Source organism: Streptomyces fractus (assembly GCF_049844455.1).
Classification (GTDB): domain Bacteria; phylum Actinomycetota; class Actinomycetes; order Streptomycetales; family Streptomycetaceae; genus Streptomyces; species Streptomyces fractus.
The window spans coordinates 7,001,446-7,026,409 of sequence record NZ_JBMYHI010000002.1 but is presented as its reverse complement, the minus strand read 5'-3'; the positions used below and the strand labels follow the sequence as shown (position 1 = coordinate 7,026,409).

Genomic DNA, 24,964 nt, shown 5'->3' with positions numbered 1-24,964 from the left:
GGGCGGCGCCGAGTGGTGTGCAACGAGCGGCGGGACGCGGGAGTCACGCTGCGTCAACCCACCACGTTGCCCCGCAGCACGATCCTGCGCGGCGCCGCCAGCACCCGTACGTCCTCGCGCGGGTCCGAGCCGTAGACCACGAGGTCCGCGGACGCGCCCTCCTCCAGGCCGGGGCGGCCGAGCCAGGACCGCGCGCCCCACGCCGTCGCCGAGAGCGCCTCGACGGGCGGGATGCCGGCCCGCACCAGCTCCTCGACCTCGCCCGCGACCAGCCCGTGCGCGAGGGAGCCGCCCGCGTCGGTGCCGACGTAGACCGGGATCCCGGCGTCGTAGGCGTCGCGGACGGTGTCGTAGCGGCGGTCGTAGAGGCGGCGCATGTGCGCGGACCAGTCGGGGAACTTGCTCTCGCCGCCCGCCGCGAGCTGCGGGAACGTGGCGATGTTGACGAGGGTCGGGACGATCGCGACACCGCGCTCCGCGAACAGCGGGATGGTGTCGTCGGTCAGGCCCGTGGCGTGCTCGATGCAGTCGATGCCCGCCTCGACGAGGTCCCGCAGCGAGTCCTCTGCGAAGCAGTGGGCCGTGACGCGGGCGCCGAGCCGGTGCGCCTCGGCGATCGCCGCCTCGACCGCGTCGCGCGGCCAGCAGGCGCCGAGGTCGCCCGTCCCGCGGTCGATCCAGTCGCCGACGAGCTTGACCCAGCCGTCGCCACGGCGTGCCTCCTGGGCGACGTACGCGACGAGTTCCTCGGGCTCGATCTCGTGCGCGAAATTGCGGATGTAACGACGGGTGCGGGCGATGTGCCGTCCTGCGCGGATGATGCGCGGCAGGTCCTCGCGGTCGTCGACCCAGCGGGTGTCGGACGGGGAGCCCGCGTCGCGCAGCAGCAGCGTGCCGTGGTCGCGGTCGGTCAGGGCCTGCTTCTCTGCGGTCTCGGCGTCGACGGGGCCGTGCGTACCGAGCCCGACGTGGCAGTGCGCGTCGACCAGGCCCGGCAGCGCCCAGCCCTCGACCGTGGTGACGTCGGTGCCCGCCGTCCGCGGCCGTTCGTATGCGATCCGGCCGTCCACCACCCACAGTTCGTCGCGTACGTCGTCGGGCCCGACCAGGACCCGCCCTTTCACGTGCAGTACCCCGCCAATACTCATGCACGCAGCCTATGAGGCGGTCGGTACGCTCGACACCGGCACCCGTACGAACCCGTGAGCGAAGAGAGCACCACCGTGACGCATCCGTTTCTCGACCTGGCCCCGCTGAGCGCCGAGCATTTCGCCTCCATCGAGGACCGCGTGGCCCGCCTGATGGACACCTCGCAGGACGTCGTGATCATGCAGGGTGAGGCGCTGCTTCCGCTGGAGGGCGCGATCCGTGCCGCCGCGGGCCCCGGCACGGTGGCGCTGAACGTGATCACCGGTCCGTACGGGCAGACCTTCGGCGACTGGCTGCGCGACTGCGGTGCCACGGTGCACGACCTCGCGGTGCCCTTCCACACGGCGGTCACCGCCGAGCAGGTCGGGCAGGCGCTCGCCGAGCACCCCGAGATCGACTTCGTGTCGCTGGTGCACGCGGAGGCCGCGACGGGCAATACCAACCCGGTCGCCGAGATCGGTGAAGTGGTGCGCGCGCACGGGGCGTTGTTCTACCTGGACGCGGTGGCGTCGATCGCGGCGGAGCCGGTGCTTCCGGACGCGTGGGGCGTGGACCTGTGCGTGATCGGCGCACAGAAGGCGATGGGCGGCCCGGCCGGCGTCTCGGCGGTGTCGGTGAGCGCGCGTGCCTGGGAGCGGATGGCCGCCAACCCGAACGCGCCGCGCCATTCCTACCTTTCGCTCCTCGACTGGAAGCAGCGGTGGGTGGACGGCGGGCGCAAGGCGCTGCTGCACGCGCCGGCGCAGTTGGAGATGCTCGCCCTGGAGGCGTGCGTGGAGCGCATCGAGAGCGAGGGCCTCGACGCGCTGATGGCGCGGCACGCCTCGGCCGCCGCCGCCACCCGCGCCGGAACGCTCGCCCTGGGCGGTGGACTTGAGCCATACGTCCACGAAGCCCGCGACGCCGCCCCCGTCGCCACTACACTGCGCGCGCCCGCCGGCACGGACGCCCGCGAGCTGGTGGCGCGGGCCCTGGCGGTGGACCCGGTGCTTCCGCTGGTCGCGGGCGGCGGCGCGCTCGCCCAGGAGATGATCCGCGTCAACCACTACGGCCCGCAGGCGACCCGCGGCGTCGTGCAGTCCTCGCTCGCCGCGCTCGGCGGGGCGCTCGCGGAGGCCGGGTTCGAGGTCGATCTGGAAGGGGCGCGAAAGGCGGTCGCGGCCGCCTGGCAATAAGCGCCCGGCGCGCGAACCGGCACACACATCACTAGGCGTCGCCCTTTTCAGGGCGGCGCCTTTCTCTTTATCCAGGAATTGTTCAGACAGAATTGTCCCGCGTTTATCCGGGCCATCCGGTGAGGCTTCCTGTTCTGCTTCTGCCCGCTCTCCCGCGACGTAAACACTCAGATTTCATCAACGGGAACCGCCGTAATTCGGACGCGTCTCGTAGTGATTACGGCGCTGTGACGTACTCCACACCAATTCAGATACGACCGTTTTGTCCGGATGAAACCGGGACATAACGCCGCGATCTCGTGCGCGCGCACACCTGCGCGCGATAACACACAACCCCTCGTTACGTAACCCCTTCTGCGGGTGCAATCCAGCAAATTGCTCGGTAAATTCAATTTGCATGACCGCCGCACAAGCGCAATTCCTGGAAGTCGCCGAAGTGGCCCCGGTTCCCGACGGACTGAAGATCGACCACCCGGAGGTGGCCGACGGAGCCGCGATCTGGCGTATCGCCCGCGACTCGAAGGTGCTCGACCTCAACTCCTCCTACAGCTACCTGCTGTGGTGTCGCGACTTCGCCGCCACGTCGGTGATCGCCCGCGACGAGAAGGGCGAGGTGGCCGGTTTCATCACCGGTTACGTACGTCCCGACCGACCCGACATCCTCGTGGTGTGGCAGGTCGCCGTGGACGCCGCGCACCGTGGGCGCGGCCTCGCCGCCGCGCTGCTCGACGGGCTGGCCGAGCGGGTCGCCGCGGCGCGTCCTGTCACCACGCTGGAGACGACGATCACGCCCGACAACGCCGCCTCCCAGGCCCTGTTCACCTCGTTCGCCCGTCGGCACCGCGTCGGTGTGGCACGCACGGTGCTGTTCGACGCGGGCCTGTTCCCGGACGACGGGCACCTGCCCGAGGAGCTGTACCGCATAGGCCCGCTGGCCTGAGCCGCGCCTCGACCCCACTCCCCCGGACCCCCCCTCAACTTTCCCTCCCTAGAGGAGTTTTCGCTGTGACCATCACCCAGCCGGACCTGAGCGTCTTCGAGACCCTTGAGTCGGAGGTGCGCAGCTACTGCCGCAGCTGGCCCACCGTCTTCGACCGGGCCCAGGGCAGCCGTATGTACGACGAGGACGGCCACGAGTACCTGGACTTCTTCGCAGGCGCCGGATCGCTCAACTACGGCCACAACAACCCGGTCCTGAAACGCGCCCTGATCGACTACCTGGAGCGCGACAGCGTCGTGCACGGGCTCGACATGTCGACCTCGGCGAAGCGCAACTTCCTGGAGTCCTTCCAGAACATCATCCTGCGCCCGCGCGACCTGCCCTACAAGGTCATGTTCCCGGGCCCGACGGGCACCAACGCCGTCGAGTCCGCGCTGAAGTTGGCCCGCAAGGTGAAGGGCCGCGAGTCCATCGTGTCCTTCACCAACGCCTTCCACGGCATGTCGCTCGGCTCGCTCGCGGTGACCGGCAACGCGTTCAAGCGCGCGGGCGCCGGCATCCCGCTGGTGCACGGCACGCCGATGCCGTTCGACAACTACCTCGACGGGCAGACGCCGGACTTCATCTGGTTCGAGCGCCTCCTTGAGGACTCCGGCTCCGGCCTGAACACCCCGGCCGCCGTGATCGTCGAGACGGTCCAGGGCGAGGGCGGCATCAATGTCGCCCGTGCCGAGTGGCTGCGCAAACTGGCGGATGTCTGCGAACGTTGGGACATGCTCCTGATCGTCGACGACATTCAGATGGGCTGCGGCCGCACCGGTGCCTTCTTCTCCTTCGAGGAGGCGGGCATCACACCGGACATCGTGACCGTTTCGAAGTCCATCAGTGGGTACGGGCTTCCCATGTCCCTGTGCATGTTCAAGGCGGAGCTCGACGTCTGGGAGCCGGGCGAGCACAACGGCACGTTCCGTGGCAACAACCCGGCGTTCGTGACGGCTGCCGCTGCCCTGGAGACGTACTGGACCGACGGCGCGGCCATGGAGAAGCAGACCCTGGAGCGTGGCGAGCAGATCGACGAGGTACTCGGCGCACTGCGCACGGAGTACCACGAGGAGATCGTCGAATACCGCGGCCGCGGCCTTGTCTGGGGCATCGAGTTCCGTGACAAGGACCGTGCGGGCAAGGTCGCCAAGCGGGCCTTCGAGCTGGGCCTGCTCATCGAGACCTCCGGCCCCGAGAGCGAGGTCGTCAAGCTGCTTCCGGCACTGACGATCACGCCCGAGGAGCTGGACGAGGGGCTTCGCACGCTCACCCGAGCCGTGCGCGAGACCGTCTGACCAGCACCACCATTTTACGAGGAAAGGCAGCAACTCACCGTGATTGTCCGTTCGTTCAAGGAGATAGAGAACACCGACCGGCACGTGAAGTCGGCGACCGGCACCTGGGAGAGCAAGCGCATCGTGCTCGCGAAGGAGAAGGTCGGCTTCTCTCTGCACGAGACGATCCTGTACGCGGGCACCGAGACCGACATGTGGTACGCCAACCACATCGAGGCCGTGCTGTGCGTGGAGGGCGAGGCCGAGCTCACCAACCGGGACACCGGTGAGACGCACTGGATCGAACCAGGAACGATGTACCTCCTGGACGGCCACGAGAAGCACACCCTGCGCCCGAAGACCGACTTCCGCTGCGTCTGCGTGTTCAACCCTCCGGTGACCGGACGGGAGGATCACGACGAGAACGGCGTCTACCCGCTGCTGACAGAGGACGAGGGGGCCTGATCCCGATGGCAGCCATGTCGTCGCATCCCGACATCACGGACCTGTATCCGACGCGAGGCACCTCCGAGGTGGCCACGCCGCGGGTCGACCCCGTCGTCTGGTCGGCGGAGGGAGCGCGGGGGCCGATCCGCCAGTCGGACCTCGCCTCCTTCGAGCGGGACGGCTTCCTCGCCATCGACGAGCTGATCGGCCCGGACGAGATCGGCACCTACCAGGCCGAGTTGAACCGTCTGGTCACCGATCCGGCGATGCGCGCCGACGAGCGCTCCATCGTCGAGAAGCAGTCGCAGGAGATCCGCTCGGTCTTCGAGATCCACAAGATCAGCGAGGTCTTCGCGAACCTGGTGCGCGACGAGCGCATCGTGGGGCGGGCCCGTCAGATCCTCGGCTCGGACGTCTACGTCCACCAGTCGCGGATCAACGTCAAGCCCGGTTTCGGGGCGCGAGGCTTCTACTGGCACTCGGACTTCGAGACCTGGCACGCCGAGGACGGCCTGCCGAACATGCGGACGGTGTCCGTCTCCATCGCGCTGACGGAGAACTACGACACCAACGGCGGCCTCATGATCATGCCGGGTTCGCACAAGACGTTCCTCGGCTGCGCGGGTGAGACGCCGAAGGACAACTACAAGAAGTCGCTGCAGATGCAGGACGCGGGCCTGCCCTCGGACGAGTCCCTGAGCAAGTTCGCCGACGCGCACGGCATCAAGCTGTTCACCGGCAAGCCGGGCTCGGCGACCTGGTTCGACTGCAACGCCATGCACGGCTCGGGCGACAACATCACCCCGTACCCGCGCTCGAACGTGTTCATCGTGTTCAACAGCGTGGAGAACGCGGCGGTGGAGCCGTTCGCGGCGCCGGTGCGGCGTCCCGAGTTCATCGGGGCGCGGGACTTCACGCCGGTGAAGTGACGTTCGTACGTACGTGAGGTGGGGCGGGGCCGTTCGCGGCTCCGCCCCGTCCTGCGTTCACCGGACTTCAGCCGGGCAGTGCGTCCAGGAGGCGGTCGACGTCGGCGGGCGTGTTGTAGAGGTGGAAGGAGGCCCGCAGGTTTCCCGCCCTGTTGGAGAGTTCGATGCCCGCGCGCCGCAACTCTGGCTGCCGTACGCCGAGTTCGGGCACGGAGACGATCGGGGAGCCGGGCGCGTGGACCGGCTCGTGACCCAGCCGGGCGAGGCCCGCGCGGAAGCGGACCGCGAGCGCCAGGTCGTGGGCCTGGATCGCCTCCGGGCCCAACTCCTCGATCAGGGCGAGGGATTGGCGGGCTCCGGTGTACGCGACGAGGCCCTGTGTCTCGTCGAACCTGCGGGCCGACCGGGCGGGTTCGGTGACGGGCCCGTAGCAGCTGTCCCAGGGCTTCTCCCCCGAGACCCAGCCGCCGAAGACGGGGGTGAGCGCGTCGAAGCCCTCGGGGTCCGGCGGTCCGACGAAGAAGGCGGCGCCGCGCGGGCAGGTCAGCCACTTGAAGGCGACGGAGGCCAGATAGTCGGCGTCGGCCGCGTGCGCGGCGAGCGGGTACCAGCCGGCCGCCTGCGAGACGTCGACGTAGAGCCGGGCGCCGTGCGTGCGGGTGGCGGCGCGCAGTGCGGGCACGTCGGCGACCCGGCCGTCGGCCGACTGGGCGGCGCTCACCGCGACGAGCGCGGTGCCGGGGCGCACGGCATCGGGCAGCGCGTCGAGCGGCACGGCGCGGACCTTGAGGTCGCCGCGCACGTGGAACGGGTTGACGGTGGAGCTGAAGTCGCCCTCCGCCGTGAGGACTTCGGCGCCCGCGGGCAGGGAAGCGGCGATGAGGCCGCTGTAGACGGCGACGGACCCGCCGGTCGCGACCCGGCCCACCGGGACGCCGGCGATCCGCGCGAAGGCCGCCCGGGCCTCCTCGACGTCGGCGAAGAGCGAGTCGGGGGAACGGCCCTCGGTCATGTCGACGATCGCGGCCCGCATCGCGTCCCCGGCCCTGGCCGGGAGCAGCCCGGAGCTCGCGGTGTTCAGGTAGGTGGTGGCGGGGGTGTACTGCGCGCGGACGAGCTCCGCGTCGAGGACCTGGTGCTCACCGGAAGTCTGCATGGCACCACTGTGCCCCGACGCCAACTACCCGTCCATTGCGGATATTTACCCAGTACGCCTAAGCAACGCTTATGCGCGCAGGTCAGGCGCCCGGCACGGCGCAGCCGTCCGGGCCGCAGGCGTCGGCGCCGTCCGCGCTGTCGATGACGGTGAGCGGGGAGCGGTCGGCCCACGCCTGGGTCAGCGCCTGTGTGAACACCTCGGCGGGCTGGGCGCCGGAGACGCCGAACTTGCGGTCCAGCACGAAGAACGGCACGCCGTTCGCGCCGAGCTCGGCGGCCTCGCGCTCGTCGGCGCGCACCGCGTCCGCGTACGCGTCGGGGTCGGCGAGCACCGCCCGGACCTCGCCCTCGTCGAGGCCGGCCTCGACGGCGAGCCGCACGACGGTCTCCTCGTCGCCGAAGACGGAGGTCTCCTCGGCGAAGTTGCCCCGGTACAGGGCGTCGATCATGGCGTCCTGTACGCCCTTGTCCTTGGCGAGGTGGAGGAGTCGGTGCAGGTCGAAGCTGTTGCCGAAGTCACGGCCCTCGGTGAGGTACGGCAGGCCGAGCGCGCCGGCCTGCTGCCCGAGTCCCTGCTCGTTGGCGGCGGCCTGAGCCTCGCTGATGCCGTACTTCTTGGCGATGTACGGGATCACGAGCCCGGTCTCCCCCGGCTTGGCGTTCGGGTCGAGCTCGAAGGACCGGTGCACGACCTCCACGTCGTCCTTGTGCGCGAACCCGTCGAGCGCCTCCTCGAAGCGGGCCTTGCCGATGTAGCAGAACGGGCAGTTGATGTCGGTCCAGATCTCGACGCGCATGGAGGGTCTCTCGGTCTCTCGCTCCGGGGTACGGAGCGTGTACGGGGCGTGTGCGGCTGCGCGGGGGCGGGTGACGCCCCTGCGCTCCGCTACAACCGGACGGACCCTCCGCTCATTCCCGCCCCGTCGTGGACCGCTTCCGGCGGGGGTCAGGACCCGTCCCGCAGGCCCTCCGGCCAGGTGGAGCGGTGTTCGATGTGGTCGTAGGTGACCACGCAGCCCTCCCCCACCGGGGACTGGGCCAGGAAGCCGACCAGGGCCGCCGAGGCGGACTTCTCGTCGCCCAGGGAGAAGATGCGGATGAACGTCCACGTCTCGCCGTCGGTCGAGGCGTGGAAGGCGAAGGCCGAGCCCGTGCGGCTGACGCGGAGCCACACCGACGAGCCCGGCACCACGAAGGCGTTCGCGTCGTCGGAGTGGCCGCGGGTGACGACCGTGCAGATGGTCGGCTCGTCCGGGGACCGCTCGAAGCAGAGCTTGGCCCACTCCCGGTCGCCCACGTGCACGTAGAGCACGCCCGCGTCGAAGGCGGCGGCGAAGCCGACCGTGACGCGGGCGATCAGCTGGAAGTCCCCCTCGGGAGCTCCGAGGAGGCGCGGCGCGTCCGACGCCGGTTCCAGCGCGGAACCGGTCGGCGGCACGAAGCGGTCCTGGCGGGGCCCCGCCCACCCGGTGAGCACCCCGTCCTCGTACGACCAGTGGCCGTCGGGTCCGTATGTGCGCAACGGGAAGGGCAGGGGCGGTATTTCGAGATCCATGCCGCCAGTCTCGCAGGGGCCCGCGGGCCCCGTCCGGTCAGAGCTCCAGGCGGCCGTTGAAGCGGCGCGGCAGACCCAGCGGGTTGTCGTCGCGCAGCTCCGGCGGGAGGAGCGCCTCGGGCGTCGTCTGGTACGAGACCGGGCGCAGCCAGCGCTCGATCGCGGTGCCGCCCACGGACGTGGACGTCGACGTCGTCGCCGGGTACGGGCCGCCGTGGTGCTGGGCGGGCGCGACGGCGACACCGGTCGGCCAGCCGTTGACGAGGACGCGGCCCGCGATGGGGGTCAGTTCGGCGAGGATCTCGGCGCCGCGGCCCTCACCGGCGGCCTCGCCCGACGACAGCTGGACCGTCGCCGTGAGGTTGCCGGGGAGGCGGTTCAGGACCGCCGTGATCTCGTCGGCCGTCTCGTAGCGGGCGACGACCGTCACCGGGCCGAAGCACTCCTCCAGGAGGAGGTCGTGCGCGCCGCCCTCGGTCGCGAGCCGGGTGGCCGGGACCGTGAGGAAGCCGGGCGCCACGGTGTGCTCGCTGCCCGCGCCGGGGGTGACCGGGGCGTCCACGTCCGGGAGCTCGGCCCGCTCGGCGACACCGGCGATGAAGTTGTCGCGCATGCGGTGGTCGAGCAGGACGCCGGAGGCGGTGTCGCTGACGGCGGCCGTGAGGGACTTGACGAGGCTGTCGCCCGCCTCGCCCTTCGGCGCGAAGACGAGGCCCGGCTTCACGCAGAACTGGCCGACGCCCAGCGTCATGGAGCCGGCGAGCCCCGTGCCGATCTGGTCGGCGCGCTCGGCGGCCGCGGCCTCGGTGATCACGACCGGGTTGAGCGAGCCCAGCTCGCCGTGGAACGGGATCGGCACCGGACGCGCGGCGGCGGCGTCGAAGAGCGCGCGCCCGCCGCGTACGGAACCGGTGAAGCCGGCCGCGGACACCAGCGGGTGCTTGACCAGCTCGACGCCCGCCTCGAAGCCGTGCACGAGGCCGAGCACGCCCTCCGGGATGCCGTGCTCGGCGGCGGCCCGCCGGATGGTGGCGGCGACCAGCTCGGAGGTGGCCGGGTGGTCGGGGTGCGCCTTGACGACGACCGGGCAGCCGGCCGCGAGCGCGCTCGACGTGTCACCGCCGGGGACGGAGAAGGCGAACGGGAAGTTCGACGCGGCGTAGACCGCGACGACGCCCAGCGGGATCTTGTAGCGACGCAGGTCCGGGATGGGCGGCGTCGCCGTGTCGTCCGGGTGGTCGATGACGACGCCGAGGAAGGCGCCCTCGTCGACGATGTCCGCGAACTTCCTCAACTGGAAGCAGCTGCGGGCGAGTTCGCCGGTGAGCCGGACCGGGCCGAGCGCGGTCTCCGCGTCCGCCGCCTCGACGAGGTGGTCCTTGGCCTCTTCGAGGCGGTCGGCCGCGGTGCGCAGGAACGCGGCACGGACGGCGCGGTCGGCGAGGGCGTCACGGGCGCCCTGCGCGGCACGCACCGCCTCGTCCACTTCCTGCGCCGTGGCCTCGTCCGCGACCTGCTCCCGCTGCTTCCCGGTTCGGGGGTCGACGCTCCAGACTGGTGTTGCTGCCACGGCACATTCCTCCAGCTTTTCTCGCCGCGCACCAGGGTGAGCAACGAGGATCGTTCGATATACTGAACGCTGTCTCTGATGATGAACTACTCACCGAGACTATTTCTCGTCGAACGAAGGGGTCAAGGGCGATGTCGGCAGACGAGACGGGGACCGCGGCGGGCGGCGGGCAGGTCAAGTCCGCGGTGCGGACCGTGGAATTGCTCGAGTACTTCGCGGGCCGGCCCGGGATGCACTCCCTGGCAGCGGTCCAGGAGGCCGTCGGGTACCCGAAGTCCAGCCTCTACATGCTGCTGCGCACGCTCGTCGACCTCGGTTGGGTGGAGACGGACGCGACCGGCACGCGGTACGGCATCGGCGTGCGCGCCCTCCTCGTCGGCACCTCGTACATCGACGGTGACGAGGTGGTGGCGGCGGCCCGGCCCACCCTCGACCGGCTCTCCGACGACACGACGGAGACCATCCACCTGGCCCGGCTCGACGGCACGAACGTCGTCTACCTCGCCACCCGCCAGTCGCAGCACTATCTGCGCCCCTTCACCCGCGTCGGCCGCCGGCTGCCCGCCCACTCCACGTCGCTCGGCAAGGCACTGCTCGCCACCCACACCGACGAACAGGTGCGCAAGCTGCTCCCGGAGACGCTCCCGGCGCTGACCGAGCACACGACCACCGACCGGGAGAAGCTCATCGAGGAGCTGGCCCAGATCCGGGAGCAGGGCTTCGCGGTGGACCGCGAGGAGAACACGCTGGGCCTGCGCTGCTTCGGCGTGGCGATCCCCTACCGCACCCCGGCGCGCGACGCGATCTCCTGCTCGGTCCCGGTGGCGCGCCTCACACCCGCGCACGAGCAGATGGTCAAGGACGCGTTGTTCGACGCCCGTGACCGGCTGACCCTGGCGACGCGGAGGCTTTGACACGATCGCGGGGGCTCGGTTGATGAACGTACGGTGAGAAATCGCACGGGCAGGAACGAATCGCTTCGGCCCACTCGTCTTTTCGTACGCAATGAACAAGACGATCAGGCGCGCCTCCGTCTTCACGCTGCTGCTCGTGTTCGCCCTGCTGGTCAGGGCGACGTGGGTGCAGTTCTACGACGGCCAGGCCCTCGCCAACAGCGACGACAACCGACGGAAGACGATCTCGCAGTACGCGAATCCGCTCGGCGACATCATCGTGGGCGGAAAGGCGGTGACCGGCTCGACGAAGACGGGCGAGTCCAGCGACCTGAAGTACAAGCGGACCTACACCGACGGTTCGCTGTACTCGGCGGTGACCGGCTACACCTCGCAGGTGTACGGCGCCACCCAGCTCGAGGGGATCTACCAGAGCGTGCTCGACGGCACCGACACGCAGCTGAAGAACCCGCTGGACACGCTCACCGGCAAGAGCACCGATCCCGGTGACGTGATCACGACGATCGACCCGGGCGTACAGAAGGCCGCGTACGACGCGCTCGGCGACAAGAAGGGCGCCGCCGTCGCCATCGACCCGGACTCCGGCAAGATCCTCGGCATGGTGTCGACGCCGTCGTTCGACCCGTCGAAGATCAGCGGCTCGGGTTCCTCGGACGCCGCGGCGTGGAAGAAGCTCGCCAAGGACAAGGACTCGCCGACCACGAACCGGGCGCTCAAGCAGGCGCTGCCGCCCGGCTCGACGTTCAAGCTGGTGGTCGCGGCGGCGGCGCTCGAGAACGGCCTGGTGTCGTCGATCGACGAGAAGACGAACACGCCGAACCCGTACAGGCTGCCGGGGACGAGCACGTACCTGAAGAACGAGACCACCTCGATGCCCTGCAAGGACGCCTCGGTCCGCACGGCGTTGCAGTACTCCTGCAACACCGTCTTCGGGAAGCTCGCCGCCGAACTGGGCGAGGACAAGGTCCGGGCGATGGCCGAGAAGTTCGGCTTCAACGACGAGAAGACCGACGTTCCGGTGCGGGCCGCCAAGAGCAATTACCCGTCGAAGATGGACGACGCGCAGACGGCCCTGTCCGGCATCGGCCAGTTCGACGTGACGGCCACGCCGCTTCAGATCGCGATGGTCTCCGCGACCATCGCCAATGGCGGCGAGCAGGCGTCCCCGCACATGGTGTCGCAGGTGACGGACGCCGACGGCGACGCGGTCAAGTCCTTCGACGACGGCGACGACACCCGCGTGATCAGCGCGTCGACCGCCTCGCAGCTGCAGTCCGCGATGCAGACCGTGGTCTCCAAGGGCACCGGTACGGTCGCGCAGATGGCCGGCGCGACGGTCGGCGCCAAGACCGGTACGGCGCAGCACGGCGAGAACAACAGCGAGACGCCGTACGCCTGGTTCACCTCGTACGCGAAGGACGACTCGACCGGCAAGAAGGTCGCCGTGGCGGTGCTCGTGGAGCAGTCGGACGCGGCCCGCTCCGAGGTCAGCGGCAGCGGCCTCGCGGGTCCTGTCGCCAAGGCGATGATGCAGGCGGCACTGAAGCACTGACGCCGCATCAATCTCAGCTCCACCGAAGGGTGTCCGGTATCACGGACACCCTTCGGTGCGTCGTACACAACGCTGGTACGCTCACGCCTCCCCCATCGGGCCGCCACTGTGAGGGAGGGATCGCGTGAGCACGGTTGTGGACACCCGGGACGATTCCGCTTCCGCCGAGTTCCATGCCTTCTTCGAACAGCACCACCGCGAACTCGCCCGCCTCGCCCACCTGTTGACGGGTGAGGCGGACGCCGCGGACGATCTCGCGGCGGACGCCCTGCTCGCGCTCTGGCACCGCTGGGACCGGGTGCGGGACGCCGAGCACCCGGTCGCGTACGCGCGCGGCGTCGTCGCCAACCTCGCCCGCACCCGGATCCGCAGCGCGGTCCGCGAGCGGCGGCGCGTGGCCCTTTTCTGGTCCGGCCGGCAGGACCGCACCGACGGGCCCGACGTACCGGCGGTCGTCGACATGCAGGGCGCGCTGCGCGAACTCCCGTTCCGCAAGCGGGCCTGCGTGGTGCTCCGGCACGCCTTCGACCTGTCGGAGAAGGACACCGCGCTCGCCCTCGGCGTCTCGGTCGGTACGGTGAAGAGCCAGACCTCGAAGGGCATGGCCGAGCTGGAACGACGCCTCGGCCACGGCGAACCGGACGGCCGGACGCCCGGGCGCGTACGCTCGGTCGGCGCCGCACTCGACGCCACGGAAGGAGGGCGTGGATGACCGAGGAGCACCTGCGGCAGCAGTTGCGCGAGGCCGCCGACGCGCACCGGCCCGACCGTGCGCGGATGCTGGCCCGCGTCGAGCGCGGCATGCACGAGCGGCCCGCGACGGACGAGCCCGAACGACGGCCCGCGGTGGGCTGGTTGCGGATCGCCGGGATCACCGCGGGCGTCGTGGGGGCGCTCGCCGTGGGCGGTTTCGCGGTCGGCTCGGCGCTGCGGCCCGACCCGGCGCCGCCGCGGCAGGTCACCGTGTCACCGGCCCGGTCGCCCCAGGGCGCCGACCCGCTGTGGGCGGACGGTTCGGTGGACCCCGGCTCCAACCGCTACTGGGCCCAGTCCAACGTCACGTTCAAGACAAAGAGCGAACTGGACGGGCTGACGGTCGAGTTGCGGGTGGCGCAGACCGGGAAGGTCAGCAGCACGGGTCACTGGCGTTCCCTGCCCGCCGCGGACTTCACGGAGTCCGTCACCGAGCGCGGCGGGTTCCTCGTGTACCGGTGGGTGCTGAGGCCCGGGCGTACGGTGCCGGTGGGTGAGCATGTGTTCGCCGGGCAGTACGACCACGCGGAGGGCGGGCGGGACGCGGGCGCGGACGACTACGTCGTGACCGGGCGGACGGGTGGGGGGCAACGGGTTTCTGTGGACGGGGACTTCGCTTAGGTTTCGGGCGGCGGGGTTGGCGTCTCGGGGCTCTGCCCCGGACCCCGCTGCTCAATCGCCGCAGGGGCTTGAATTGCTCAACCTGCGCCGGAGCTTGGATGGCTGAATCAGCGGCAACCCTTCTTCGGTCGGTGACCACTGGAGGGTATGACCAACACATCACGACACACTCATCGCCGTCGCACGAACCGTCGCAGAGCGCTGCTCGGGGGGCTCGGGGCGCTCACGCTGACCGGGGGCGCGCTCATGGCGAGCGGCATGCTCGGGACGGCGGGGGCCGCGTCCGCCTGGCCGTCGGCCACCGGCACCAAGGCCGTCAGCAGCTCCATCTCCGTCTCGGGCACGTACGACGGCGGGTACAAGCGTTTCTACGGCTCCGGGGACCTCGGCGGCGACGGGCAGGACGAGGGCCAGGACCCGATCTTCAACCTGAAGGACGGCGCCACCCTCAAGAACGTCATCATCGGCTCGCCGGCCGCCGACGGCGTGCACTGCGCGGGCAGTTGCACGCTTCAGAACGTGTGGTGGGAGGACGTCGGCGAGGACGCGGCCACGTTCAAGGGCACGTCCACCGGCTCCGTCTACACGGTGTACGGCGGCGGCGCGAAGAAGGCCGACGACAAGGTGTTCCAGTTCAACGGCGCCGGCAAGCTCGTCATCACCAAGTTCCAGGTCTCCGACTTCGGCAAGCTCGTCCGCTCCTGCGGCAACTGCTCGACGCAGTACAAGAACCGGAACATCATCGTGAACGACGTGGACATCACGGCGCCCGGCAAGTCGATCGTCGGCATCAACTCCAACTACGGCGACACCGCGGCCCTGCGCAACGTGCGCATCCACGGCGACAGCAGCAAGAAGATCAAGCCGTGCGTCCGGTACGAGGGCAACAACACCGGCGCCGAGCCCAAGGAACTGGGCAGCGGCCCCGACGGCACGTACTGCCGGTACACGGCATCGGACCTGACGTACGACTGAGCGGAGCGGCCGTCGGCCGTGGAGCGTGGTCGCCGCCGGACGGCCACGCTCCACGATCCCACCGACGTCACATCACGGCACGTCACTCCACGTAGTACGTCGGGTTCGGGAGCTTGTACGTCCTGTCCGCGTACCCGCCCGCCAGGTCCGAGTCCTGGTCGCCGAAGTTGCCGACGATGTCGTAGCCGCGGGACTCGATGTGCTTGCGCGTCCCCGACTTGTACTGCACCGTCGTGCAGTTCCAGGCGGCGGCCGTGGCGCAGTCGGCCAGATACGCGGGCGGGTCGGCCTTGTCCTTGAGGAAGACGTGGTCCGCGTCGAGGTTGACGTCGATGCCGACCTTCTTCAGGTTCTCCACGGCGGCGGAGCGCTGCGTCTCGCCGAGCCCCGAGTTGTAGAAGACCTCGACGCCCTTGGACTCGGCGTACCGGATGAGCGCGGGCGTGCCGAAGACGGCGGGCCGGTCCGCCTTGCCCACGTAGCTCTTCCAACTGGCGTCGTTGTAGACGTAGTTGGTCTTCTTCTCGTAGTCGAGGCTGAGCAGCAGCGTGTCGTCGATGTCGAAGACGATCGCGGGCTTGCCGTCCTTGCCGTGGTGCTTCTTCGCCGCCGCGGCGATCTGCCGCTTCGCACCCTTCTCGATGCGGGCGAGGTCATCGGCGTACGGGCTGTCGGGCGAGGCCTGCCACACTCCGTCGGCGTCCTGCTTCGCGCCGTAGTAGGAGTCGATCTCCTTGGTGAGGAGGCCGATGTTGTGCGGCTCCGCGGTGGCCTTGTCGCTCGCGGAGTTCGTTCCGCCCGCGTCGGCGGAGCCGGCGGTGACGACGCCGGCGAGTACCAGGGAAGCGACCGTCGCTGTGGCGGCGGCGAGATGGCGCTTACGCATCGGTGACGTGATCCAATTCTGGCCGTGACGGCTGTGACAGCCGTCGGGGACTGGGGACTCCGTGCAGGTGAATGCATGTCTACGCGCATCACATGAGCCCCGCGACCGCCTTTACCCGATCGATACCCGGCACCGATATGGCCGCACCATTGCTCCGGCATGGCGCCTTGTTGACCGTGCCTTGAAGAGCCCCCTTCTAGGGTCGAGGGAAGCGCTCGACCCACAGAATGCAGGCCCCCACCGTGACCGTGACCCCGACGAGTCTCCTTCCTCTCGCCGCCGGCGCCCGCGCCACCTCACCGGTCCTCCTCGGCTTCTTCGCCGTGGGCGGCGTCGTCGCCATGGCGGCCGGTCTGAGCTGGGCGTTCGACGTCCGCGGCCTGGCCCCGGTGGGTTACCTGCGTGTCCTGGGCGCCGCGCTGACGCTCGCGGGCCTGGTGCTGCTGTTCGTGACCTACGCGTTGTGGCACCTCGGCTGACGAGCGGCGCGGCTCACGCCCACGGTCGCCAGTCCCCGAGATACGCCTCCCGTGTCTGCACGGCCGCCTGTTCCGTGGTGAGTTGCGGGCGGTTCCCGGGGATCGGCGACGCGGCGCCGGGGCCGGTGTTCCGGTACTCCGCGAACCGCTGGCTCTGCCAGGGGAAGCTGTCCGACATGTTCGTGTAGGGCGCTGCCGCGTCGATGCCACGGCCGAGCCGGGACTCGCGGACGACGAGGGCGGGCCTGGCCGTCGTGTCGGAGCTGGGCACCCAGGGGCGGGCCAGCTTGTAGTACGCGTCCGGGGCGGTGGAGTCGATCCGGCAGCGGACGGCCAGGAAGCCGCGCGGGTTGGCGCCCGCCGTGGACGGCGCGAACACGAAGCCGTACGGCGCCGATGCCAGGTCGGTGCGGTTCAGCGTGCGGAAGCGGCAGCGCTCGAAGACCGCCGTGCCGCGTCCGAAGATGAAGTCGACGTCGCCCTCGGCGTAGCAGTCGTGGAAGTACTGGCGGGCGAAGGCGGTGAGCGCGGCCGAGTCGGCGTAGAGCGTGTCCTGGTGGCCGAGGAAGCGGCACTGGAAGAACGCCGAGCGGTCGCCCGTCGCCTTGACCGCGACGGCCTGCGTCCCGGTGATCTCCGGGTGGTCCGCGCGCAGCCAGTCGTTGGCGAAGGTGAGGCGGTGCGCGGTGAAGCCGTCGGGGCGCAGGGTGACGGTGGCGCTGCCGGTCGTGCCGTACGTGCCGCTGCCGTCGGGTTTCGGGGTGCCGGCGGCGTTGTCGTACACGATGACCGTGTCGCGGGGGTCGTCGGAGGCGCCGATCCAGGTCGTGCCGGTGGCGGTGGCCGGGACGGTGACCGTTTCCCGGTAGGTGGCGGGGGCGAGGACGAGGGTGTGGCCGGGAGTCGTCGCGGCGGACGCGGCTGCCTGCACGGTGGTGAAGTCGCCCGCGCCGTGCGGGTGTACGTAGAGGGTGGTCGGGGTGAGGCGGTTCTTGGGTGAGCCGTAGCGGCCGAAGGGGCGGTGGGGCGTGGCCTGGGCGGGGGCGGTGGTGGCGCTCAAGGCGAGCGCCGCCACCCCGCCTGCGATGAAGGTTCTTCTGCCGAGGCGGTGTGTCTGCATGGTGCGGCTCCTGGGAGGGTGGCCGGCGATTGGGGCACACGACGCGGGGCTCTGCCCCGGACCCCGCGCCTCAATCGCCGGCGGGGCTTAATTAGGGCCTGCGCCCCGCGCAACCACTCGCGGCACCGACTTCGCCGGGTCCACGTGCCCCCGCAGGGTCGGCTTCCAGCCGGCGCCCTCGCGGAGCGGGGCGTCCGCGTGGGTCGTGTTGTAGGCGGCCACGAGGTCGACCGCCTTGCCGTTGACCTGGTTGCCGGTGGCTGTCACCGGATAGTCGTTCCAGCGGTGCAGGACGGCGCCCGCGCCGATCGTCTTCGGCAGCGTGAACGCGTTCTTCTCCGCGTAGAGCTGCGACTCGAAGCCGATGCCGAACGAGTACGAGTAATCCGCGTTGCCCACATACGAGTTGTTGTAGACGTCGACCTGGCCGAACCGGACGCGCGGCGCCCGCTCGACGAGGTTCTTGAACAGGTTGTGGTGCAGGGTCACGCGCAGCTTGCCGCGGTCCGTGGCGGCCGCACCGTCGCTGTTGCCGATCATCAGGGTCTTGTCGTGGTCGGCGAAGACGTTCCAGGAGGCGGTCACGAGGTCGGCGCCCTTGACGATGTCGAGCTCGCCGTCGTGCTGTTGGTAGATGCGGCCGTAGTAGCTGGGCAGCGTGGAGTCCGGGTGGTCGCCGTCGGTGAACTCGTTGTGGTCCAGCCAGACATGCGTCGAGTTGTAGACGACGGCGGCGTCGTACTCGGAGTTCCAGTTGCCGGTGTCGCCGTCCGTCGGGTCCCACTGCGGGAAGCAGTCGAGCGGGGACTCCAGGGTGAGGCCGCGCACGATGACGTTGTCGACGCCGTTGATCTGGAGGCTGCCGCCGACGATTCCGGGGTTCCTGCCGACGCCGATGATCGTGGTGTTGGCGGGCACGTTCGCCTTGATGGCCTTGGCCTGGGCGGTGGCGGACGCGGCGCGCAGGTCCTCCTGTTCGCCGGTCACCTCCTTGTCGTAGCCCCAGGTGGCGGGGTCGTAATCGGCGAGGTACCGGTCGAGGTCGTAGCCGTCGGCTGCGAAGTCGGCGCAGGTCGCGCCGTCCGCGTCGAGGGTGCCCTTGATCTTGACGATCTTGGGCGCGGTGCCGCCTTCGGCGAAGGCGGCCTTCAGCTCGGCCCAGGTGGTGACGGTGTAGACGTGTGCGGCGTCGGCTGCGGCGCCGCCCATCGTGCCGGTGGTGGCGGAGGCCCAGCCGTCGCCCTTGGCGAGGGTCTGCCGGGCGAGGTCTCGGCCGTGGCTCTCCGCGGCGCCCGCGGTGGTGACCGTCCCGGTGACGGCGAGGACGACGGCGGTGCAGCCGGCGGCGACGACCGCGTATCTCTGCTTGCTCTTCCTGTGTGCTCTCACTGTGCGGCTCCTTGATGCGTGCAACGGGTGTGCGTGCAGCTGGGATGCGTTCAATGGGCGTGCGTCAGGGGGGAGTTGTGCCGTCCAACCACGTGAGGCGGGACTGCCATGCCGGGTCCAGTTCGTCGACGGCGTCGCCGAGACGGCGCGCGTCCCGGTCGGGCAGCACCTTCCGGCGGAGCAGTTCGGTGGCCACGAGGCGGGCCACCGCGATCGCTCCGGGCGGGTTGAAGTGCGTGTTGTCCTGCTCGGTCGCGGTCCAGTTGAAGTACGTCTTCGTGTCCTCGACGCCGAGCTTCTGCCACAGGGCGAGGGACAGCGCCTGGACGTCGAGCAGCGCGACGCCCTCCCGTTCGGCGAGAGCGCGCATCGCCGCCGGGTAGTCGCCGTGCGTGGGCTGGGAGTTGCCGCTCGCGTCGAACTTTCTGCGCTCGACGGCGGTGGCGAGCACCGGGCGGGCTCCCCTGGCCCGCGCCCCGTCGACGTACAGCTTCAGGAAGTCCTGGTACGTCGACCAGGGCTCGGTGTAGCGCGTGGGGTCGGCGCTCTTCTCGTCGTTGTGCGCGAACTGGACGAGGAGGAGGTCGCCGGGGCGGATCGCCGCGAGGATCGCGTCGAGGCGGCCCTCGTCGACGAAGCTCTTCGAACTGCGGCCGTTGACCGCGTGGTTGGCGACCCGGACGCGGTCGGCGAGGAAGAGCGGGAGGGCCATGCCCCAGCCGGTCTCGGGCTTGGCGTCGAGGTACTTCTGGGCGGCGGTGGAGTCGCCCGCGATGAAGAGGGTCCGCCGGTCGTGCCGGGCGGTGGCCGCCGGCACGGGGGATGCGAGGGCCGCCGCGAGCGGCAGGGACGCGAGGGCGGCCAGGGTGGCTCTTCGGGTGGTCGACACGTCGGTGTGCCGTCCTTTCAGGACCGGGTATTGGTGGGGCCGGCGGCGGGAGCCGCGGGGCACGAGGCGTCCCGCCGCCGGCCCGGTCTGGAGTGAACAGGCGGGCAGGTGCCGCTAGTTGGCCTGCTGCTTCCATTCGGCCTGTGCCTTGTTGAGCTGGTCGGCGAGCGAGTCCAGGAAGGCCTTGGCGGTCATCTTGCCGAGCATGACCTTCTGGAAGTCGTCCTCGTTGTCGGCCTTGGAGATGGTGTTCCAGTCCGGCAGGTAGTACGGCAGCTGCACGATCTTGGTGGTGCCGGACTGCAGCGCCTCGGCGGCGAGCTTCGTCGGCTCGGACTCCTGGACCCAGCTGTCCTTGGCGGCCTCGGTGTTGGCCGGGATCTGCTTGGCCGACTCGTTCCACTTGCTGTTCTCCGCGTGCGAGGCGGCGAACTCCATGAACTTCCAGGCGGCCTTCTTGTTCTTGCTCGCCTTGAACAGGCCGAGCCCGTCGACCGGGTTGGAGACCTGGACGCGGGTGCCGCCCGGGCCCGTCGGGTTGGGTATGCCGCGGAACTTGGAGCCGAACGCCTTCACGTGGTCGCCGTACGAGCCGAGGTTGTGGCTCAGCATGCCGATCTTGCCACTGTCGTACTGGGCGACCATCTTCGTGAAGTCGTTGTTGACGTCGGCGGACGGCGTCGCCTTCTTGTAGAGACCGGCGTACTTCGCCAACGCGGCAACGTTCTTGGGGTCGTTGACGGTCGTCTTCTCGTTGTTCTTGTCCCAGAACGAGGTGATGCCGCTCTGCCCGTACGACGCGTCGAGGGCCTGCGCGATGGAGCCCTCGCCGCCGCGGATGGTGTAGCCGAACTCGTTCTTGCCGGTGTCGGTGAGCTTGGACGCCGCGTCGAAGAACTTGTCCCAGGTCGTCGGCGCGCCGAGGCCGGCCTTCTTGAACAGATCGGTGCGGTAGTAGAGGACACCGTTGTTGGCGGAGGTCGGCAGCTCGAAGACCTTGTCCCCGGCGCCCGCGGACTTCACCGACTCCATGAAGGCGTCGTTGAGCTTCCCGTTGAGGGAGCTCGTGGCGATGCGCTCGTCGAGCGGTTCGAGGGCGTTCTGCGCGGCGACACCGGCGAGCATCGCGGTGCCCACGCCGCCGACGTCGGGCAGACCGCCGCCCTGGATGGCGGTGTCGTACTTGGACTGCACGTTCTCGGCGGGGATGCCGACGTACTTGACCTTGATGTTCGGGTTCTTCTTCTCGAAGTCCTTGATGATCTCCATCCAGACGTCGCGGCGCACGGCCGTGTTGTTGTCCCAGAAGGTGATCTCGCCCTTGCCGGAGCCCTCGTTCCCCTTGTCGCCGCCGGACCCGCTGCCGTCGTCGCCGCAGGCGGTGGCGGTCAGGGCGAGGACGGTGCCGATGGCGACGGCGGTGCCGGTGCGCAGCGTGGACCGGCGGATGCCGCTGCGGGTTCCTCTGCGTGCACTGATGGTCATGGTCGGCTCTCTTCTTCTGGATCCAACTGGAGGGTGGTGCTGCGGAAGTGCGTGAAGCGGGCGGTGCCGGCGGACGTGTCGCCGGGTGGCGCCGCCGCGAACAGGCCGAGCAGGGCGCCGACCCAGCGCCAGGGCTGCGCGGCGAACACCTGGCCCGAGCGCCGGAAGCCGTCTCCGGTGTCGACGGAGAAGCGGCAGCGGGCCCCGTCGGCGATGTCGACGCGCAGGCGCGCCGTCGCGTCGGGCGCCCCGCGGGGATGGGCCGCGTCCCGTTCGGCGTCGGCGGTGGTCTCGGCGAACCGGTGCACGACGTGGGCCGTGCCGTCCGCCCCGCGTTCGAGGCCGATCCACGTGTACGCGTCTCCGAGCACGGCAAGTCCCGCACGGGCACCGGGAGTTGTACTGTCGAGCCGCAGGTCGACCTCGATCCGGCTCGGCAGGAGCGGCAGCCGCTGGGTCAGCAGGTGCGGTACGCGGCGCAGGTCGCGCACCCCGTCGGCGGAGCGCACGCAGGCGAGCAGCAGTCCGTCCCCGTCGTGCGAACTCGTCCAGTCCGCCGCGGAGTTGGCCGCCCACTGCCACTGGAGCCCGAAGCGTCCACCGGGGAAGGTGTCGTCCGTCGCGGGCGCCGCCACCGGCTGCGCCGGCAGCGCGGGCTTCTCGTGTACGTCGACGGGGGCGCCGTCGTCGCCGATCACGGGCCACCCGGAGGCGTCCCAGCGCATCGGCTGCAAATGCACCACACGCCCGTACGGGCCGCGCTGCTGGAAGTGCAGGAACCAGTCGTCGCCCGCCGCTGTGCGCACCCATCCGCCCTGGTGGGGGCCGTTGACGTCGGTGTCGCCCTGTTCGAGCACGACCCGCTCCTCGTAGGGGCCGAAGAACGAGCGGGAGCGGAAGGCGCCCTGCCAGCCGGTCTCCACGCTGCCCGCCGGGGCGAAGATCCAGTACCAGCCGTCGTGCCGGTAGGCCTTGGGGCCCTCAAGGGTGAACCAGCCGGGGATGCGGTCCCCGTCGATCAACACCCGCCCCTCGTCGAGGAGTTCGGTGCCGTCGGGCGCCATGCGGTGTCCGGTGAGGCGGTTCTTGATGCCGGCGCGCGATTTGGCGTAGGCGTGCACGAGATACGCCTCGCCGGTCTCCTCGTCCCACAGTGGGCAGACGTCGATGAGCCCCTTGCCCGCCTTGAGCAGATGAGGCGGCGTCCAAGGGCCCTCGATCGACGGGGAGTTGACCTGGTACACGCCGTGGTCGGGGTCGCCCCAGAAGATCCAGAAGCGCCCGTCGTGGTGCCGGATCGACGGCGCCCACACGCCGCAGTCGTGCCGCGGGGTGGTGAACGCCTCGGCGGGTTCGAGCCGGTCCAGGGCGTGTCCGACGAGCGTCCAGTTGACGAGGTCGCGGGAGTGCAGCAGCGGCAGCCCCGGTACACGGCCGAAGCTGGACGCGGTCAGATAGAAGTCGTCGCCGACGCGGACCACGTCGGGATCGGACCAGTCGGCGGCGAGCACGGGATTGCGGTACGTCCCGTCGCCCAGGTCACCGGTGCGCGTCACCGTACTCATGCGGCCACCGCCTTGCGGACCAGTGCAGCCGCCCGTTTCCGGTCGAGGGTGCCGTCGGCGATGACGGTGACCACGCGGCGTACGGCGGTGGCGCCGGGGGCGATGGTCAGGCGGGTGGTGGAGGCGAGCGAGGAGCCGACGCCCGGGTATTCGCCGGTGCGGACGAACCACGGGTCGCGGCGGGTCTGCGCGGTGGCGCCCGCGAAGACGAGGGTCCAGCCGTCGCCCGCCATGGCCAGCCAGTCGGCGGGTCGGCCGTGGACCGCCGCCTCGCCCGCACCGTCCGCGGTGAACACGGCCGGGGCCGCGGTCTCCTTCGGCGCCCGCCAGAAGAAGCCTCCGTAGGCGGCGCCGGGGCGGCCGTTGGTGGCGGGGCTCCCGATGCCGAGCTCGTGGTCGGAGGGGTTGGTGAGCGAGAAGGTGAAGTCCAACGCCCAGGCGTTTTCCGCGAGTTGGGTGACGGCAACGGTGCGGCGCTCGCGCAGGAGCGGGACGCAGCCGTCCGCGACCCAGTCCAGGTCCTCCACGAACCCGTCCGGGTCGCACAGCTTGAACTCGCGGTGCCGCTGCTCGCCGTGATTGTCGAGCTCGGTCGGGCCCTGGTCACGGACGTAGGTGCGCCCGCCCCAGAAGTTGCGGCCCGCGACGTCCGGCACCGCGACGCTCACGCCGAGGTGGTGCGGGTGGTCGGCGGGCGCGAACTCGGTGACGGGGGTGCCGGCGAGCGTCGTCACCGGGTGCAGGAAGGGGCGCGGCGAGAGGCGTCGCCCGACGTCGGGGCGGATCTCGTAGCGGGCGACGGGGCGGCCCGCGCAGCTCAGCGTCAGCGGGGCGGTGGTCAGCCCGTGCACGGTTCGGGTCATGACGAGGCCTCCGCTCCCGGGCGGGCCCACGGCGCGCCGAGCCCGGCGAAGCCGGTGAGCGTGTCGGCGCTCGCCGCGACGAGCCCGTCGGCGCCGTGCACCACCCGGCGTACGGCGCCCGGCCGGTCGGCGGGCAGCTCGCTCCACGCGTCCGCGGGCAGCGCCAGCGGATCGGGGGCCCGCCGGATCGCCTCGACGACGCGCATGAACGCGCCGGTGGAGGCGGGCGGCACGAGCAGCGGCGTCTCCCCGTCCGTGGCGAGGTGCTCGATCAGGTTCGCCAGGAGGTCGGTGCGCCCGTGCACGGTCTCCTCCGGGCCGTGGTCCGCGCGCTGCACGAGGACGCGGTCCTGCTTGTACCAGAACGTGATCCGGCCCCGGCTGCCGTGCACGATCACGTACGGCTCGTCGGGCAGTTCCGCGCACAGTGTTGCGGCGACGGTGACGCGCGATCCGGTCCGGGTGGTCAGCTCGACGTACGAGGTGTCGTCGGCCTCGATGTCGTTGGCGCGGTACAACTCGGTGCGGATCGCGGTGAGGTCGTCGCCGCCGGTCGCGCCGTCGAGGGCGAGGGAGGTGGCGACGGCGTGGGCGAGGGGGTTGGTGAGCACGCCGTCGACGACATCGACCGTGCGGCCCGTGCCGCCGGCTTCGCCGGTCCCGCCGTCGGCGGGGAGGCGGCGGCGCCCGGCCCAGGGTGCGCGCCGGTAGTAGGCCTCGTCGCGGGCCCAGGCTCCGGCGGCGCCGATGCCGAGGGGCTCGCCGATGCGGCCGTCGCGTACGAGATCTCGTATATGAGACACCGCATGCGAGCCGAGCGACTGGAAGCCGACCTGGCAGGCGATCCCGGCCGCGGCCACCCCGGCCGCCATCCGCTCGTATTCCGTGTACGACGGCGCGGGCGGCTTCTCCAGGAGCAGGTGCACGCCCCGCTCGGCGGCGACCAGGGCCAGGTCCGTGTGCGTGGGGATCGGGGTGCAGATGATCGCGATCCGGGCGCCGGTGCGGTCGAGCAGCTCCCCGAAGTCGGCGGACTGCACGACGCCGTCCGTATCGAATCCGTCGAGCTCCGCCGCGTCCAGCGGCCGCAGCTCGCACACCCCGGCGAGCTTCACCCGGCCCGCCTCCGCCAGATTGCGCAGGTTGTTCAGGTGCCAGCGGCCGTGCCCGCGCGCCCCCGCGAGGACGACGGGGACGGGTTCGCGCACCGGGTCGCTGTCGCGTGTCTGCATGA

Annotated in this window: 24 protein-coding genes; 11 read left to right on the top strand and 13 right to left on the bottom strand. The window is 70.6% G+C overall.

Translation table 11 applies throughout. The features are described from left to right. Nucleotides 1-53: 53 nt before the first annotated feature. Entirely contained in the window at nucleotides 54-1,148 is a 1,095-nt protein-coding gene (locus ACP4E5_RS33795; RefSeq protein ID WP_425835403.1) for an amidohydrolase family protein, read from the bottom strand. A 75-nt stretch (nucleotides 1,149-1,223) separates the two neighbouring features. On the opposite strand from ACP4E5_RS33795, the gene ACP4E5_RS33790 reads away from it, so the two are divergent. The 5 genes from ACP4E5_RS33790 (at nucleotide 1,224) to thpD (ending at nucleotide 5,956) form a co-directional block, all read left to right on the top strand. Then, nucleotides 1,224-2,324, top strand: a complete 1,101-nt coding sequence (locus ACP4E5_RS33790) for a pyridoxal-phosphate-dependent aminotransferase family protein (protein ID WP_425835401.1) — start codon at nucleotides 1,224-1,226, stop codon at nucleotides 2,322-2,324. Nucleotides 2,325-2,721: 397 nt separating this feature from the next. Beyond that, complete coding sequence (ectA, locus tag ACP4E5_RS33785) at nucleotides 2,722-3,264, top strand: diaminobutyrate acetyltransferase (protein WP_425835399.1); 543 nt, start codon at nucleotides 2,722-2,724, stop codon at nucleotides 3,262-3,264. A 65-nt stretch (nucleotides 3,265-3,329) separates the two neighbouring features. Further along, nucleotides 3,330-4,601, top strand: a complete 1,272-nt coding sequence (ectB, locus tag ACP4E5_RS33780; protein WP_425835397.1) for a diaminobutyrate--2-oxoglutarate transaminase — start codon at nucleotides 3,330-3,332, stop codon at nucleotides 4,599-4,601. A 39-nt stretch (nucleotides 4,602-4,640) separates the two neighbouring features. Next, the gene (locus ACP4E5_RS33775; RefSeq protein WP_425835395.1) at nucleotides 4,641-5,045 is read left to right on the top strand and encodes an ectoine synthase; all 405 of its coding nucleotides are present in this window, start codon (nucleotides 4,641-4,643) and stop codon (nucleotides 5,043-5,045) included. Nucleotides 5,046-5,059: 14 nt separating this feature from the next. Next, a complete protein-coding gene (thpD, locus tag ACP4E5_RS33770; RefSeq protein WP_425835393.1) occupies nucleotides 5,060-5,956 on the top strand; it encodes an ectoine hydroxylase in 897 nt (298 codons plus the stop codon). Between the two features lie 67 nt (nucleotides 5,957-6,023). Here thpD and ACP4E5_RS33765 read toward each other — a convergent pair whose 3' ends face one another. The 4 genes from ACP4E5_RS33765 to ACP4E5_RS33750 form a co-directional block, all read right to left on the bottom strand. Further along, a complete protein-coding gene (locus ACP4E5_RS33765) occupies nucleotides 6,024-7,112 on the bottom strand; it encodes an aminotransferase class V-fold PLP-dependent enzyme (RefSeq protein ID WP_425835391.1) in 1,089 nt (362 codons plus the stop codon). A gap of 82 nt (nucleotides 7,113-7,194) precedes the next feature. Then, the gene (locus tag ACP4E5_RS33760) at nucleotides 7,195-7,911 is read right to left on the bottom strand and encodes a DsbA family oxidoreductase (protein WP_425835389.1); all 717 of its coding nucleotides are present in this window, start codon (nucleotides 7,909-7,911) and stop codon (nucleotides 7,195-7,197) included. A 149-nt stretch (nucleotides 7,912-8,060) separates the two neighbouring features. After that, nucleotides 8,061-8,669, bottom strand: coding sequence for a DUF1349 domain-containing protein (locus ACP4E5_RS33755; RefSeq protein ID WP_425835387.1), 609 nt, complete (start codon nucleotides 8,667-8,669; stop codon nucleotides 8,061-8,063). 37 nt (nucleotides 8,670-8,706) lie between these two features. Further along, on the bottom strand, nucleotides 8,707-10,239 hold the full coding sequence (locus tag ACP4E5_RS33750; protein ID WP_425835385.1) for an aldehyde dehydrogenase (NADP(+)): 1,533 nt from the start codon (nucleotides 10,237-10,239) through the stop codon (nucleotides 8,707-8,709). A gap of 131 nt (nucleotides 10,240-10,370) precedes the next feature. Here ACP4E5_RS33750 and ACP4E5_RS33745 point away from each other — a divergent pair, with 131 nt between their 5' ends. The 5 genes from ACP4E5_RS33745 to ACP4E5_RS33725 all read left to right on the top strand — a co-directional run bounded on the left by ACP4E5_RS33745 (nucleotide 10,371) and on the right by ACP4E5_RS33725 (nucleotide 15,054). Next, the gene (locus ACP4E5_RS33745) at nucleotides 10,371-11,153 is read left to right on the top strand and encodes an IclR family transcriptional regulator (protein ID WP_425835383.1); all 783 of its coding nucleotides are present in this window, start codon (nucleotides 10,371-10,373) and stop codon (nucleotides 11,151-11,153) included. 91 nt (nucleotides 11,154-11,244) lie between these two features. After that, nucleotides 11,245-12,705 (top strand): peptidoglycan D,D-transpeptidase FtsI family protein, encoded by a 1,461-nt coding sequence (locus tag ACP4E5_RS33740; protein WP_425835381.1) that lies wholly within the window; start codon nucleotides 11,245-11,247, stop codon nucleotides 12,703-12,705. A 124-nt stretch (nucleotides 12,706-12,829) separates the two neighbouring features. Continuing rightward, nucleotides 12,830-13,417: a SigE family RNA polymerase sigma factor gene (locus ACP4E5_RS33735; protein ID WP_425835379.1), complete on the top strand. Its 588-nt coding sequence runs from the start codon at nucleotides 12,830-12,832 to the stop codon at nucleotides 13,415-13,417. After that, nucleotides 13,414-14,079: an anti-sigma factor gene (locus tag ACP4E5_RS33730; RefSeq protein ID WP_425835378.1), complete on the top strand. Its 666-nt coding sequence runs from the start codon at nucleotides 13,414-13,416 to the stop codon at nucleotides 14,077-14,079. Before ACP4E5_RS33735 ends, ACP4E5_RS33730 begins: the two co-directional genes overlap by 4 nt. A 147-nt stretch (nucleotides 14,080-14,226) precedes the next feature. Then, nucleotides 14,227-15,054 carry a pectate lyase gene (locus tag ACP4E5_RS33725; protein ID WP_425835376.1) on the top strand — a complete coding sequence of 276 codons (828 nt, stop codon included), beginning with the start codon at nucleotides 14,227-14,229 and terminating at the stop codon, nucleotides 15,052-15,054. An 82-nt stretch (nucleotides 15,055-15,136) separates the two neighbouring features. On the opposite strand, the gene ACP4E5_RS33720 is transcribed toward ACP4E5_RS33725, so the two are convergent. After that, a complete protein-coding gene (locus ACP4E5_RS33720; RefSeq protein WP_425835374.1) occupies nucleotides 15,137-15,940 on the bottom strand; it encodes an HAD family acid phosphatase in 804 nt (267 codons plus the stop codon). A gap of 248 nt (nucleotides 15,941-16,188) precedes the next feature. Between ACP4E5_RS33720 and ACP4E5_RS33715 the strand changes: the two genes are divergently transcribed. Further along, the gene (locus ACP4E5_RS33715; protein WP_425835372.1) at nucleotides 16,189-16,419 is read left to right on the top strand and encodes a hypothetical protein; all 231 of its coding nucleotides are present in this window, start codon (nucleotides 16,189-16,191) and stop codon (nucleotides 16,417-16,419) included. A 13-nt stretch (nucleotides 16,420-16,432) separates the two neighbouring features. Here ACP4E5_RS33715 and ACP4E5_RS33710 read toward each other — a convergent pair whose 3' ends face one another. From ACP4E5_RS33710 to ACP4E5_RS33680, 7 genes are all read right to left on the bottom strand, one after another. Next, a complete protein-coding gene (locus ACP4E5_RS33710; RefSeq protein ID WP_425835370.1) occupies nucleotides 16,433-17,539 on the bottom strand; it encodes a pectinesterase family protein in 1,107 nt (368 codons plus the stop codon). Nucleotides 17,540-17,626: 87 nt separating this feature from the next. Next, nucleotides 17,627-18,928: a pectate lyase family protein gene (locus ACP4E5_RS33705; RefSeq protein ID WP_425835368.1), complete on the bottom strand. Its 1,302-nt coding sequence runs from the start codon at nucleotides 18,926-18,928 to the stop codon at nucleotides 17,627-17,629. Nucleotides 18,929-18,992: 64 nt separating this feature from the next. After that, nucleotides 18,993-19,817, bottom strand: coding sequence for a rhamnogalacturonan acetylesterase (locus tag ACP4E5_RS33700; protein ID WP_425835366.1), 825 nt, complete (start codon nucleotides 19,815-19,817; stop codon nucleotides 18,993-18,995). A 114-nt stretch (nucleotides 19,818-19,931) separates the two neighbouring features. Then, nucleotides 19,932-21,302, bottom strand: coding sequence for an ABC transporter substrate-binding protein (locus ACP4E5_RS33695; protein ID WP_425835364.1), 1,371 nt, complete (start codon nucleotides 21,300-21,302; stop codon nucleotides 19,932-19,934). After that, nucleotides 21,299-22,867 (bottom strand): glycoside hydrolase family 43 protein, encoded by a 1,569-nt coding sequence (locus tag ACP4E5_RS33690; protein ID WP_425835362.1) that lies wholly within the window; start codon nucleotides 22,865-22,867, stop codon nucleotides 21,299-21,301. Before ACP4E5_RS33690 ends, ACP4E5_RS33695 begins: the two co-directional genes overlap by 4 nt. Next, entirely contained in the window at nucleotides 22,864-23,730 is an 867-nt protein-coding gene (locus ACP4E5_RS33685) for a DUF6807 domain-containing protein (protein WP_425835360.1), read from the bottom strand. Before ACP4E5_RS33685 ends, ACP4E5_RS33690 begins: the two co-directional genes overlap by 4 nt. Next, complete coding sequence (locus ACP4E5_RS33680) at nucleotides 23,727-24,962, bottom strand: Gfo/Idh/MocA family protein (protein ID WP_425841856.1); 1,236 nt, start codon at nucleotides 24,960-24,962, stop codon at nucleotides 23,727-23,729. Before ACP4E5_RS33680 ends, ACP4E5_RS33685 begins: the two co-directional genes overlap by 4 nt. Between the last annotated feature and the right edge of the window lie 2 nt (nucleotides 24,963-24,964).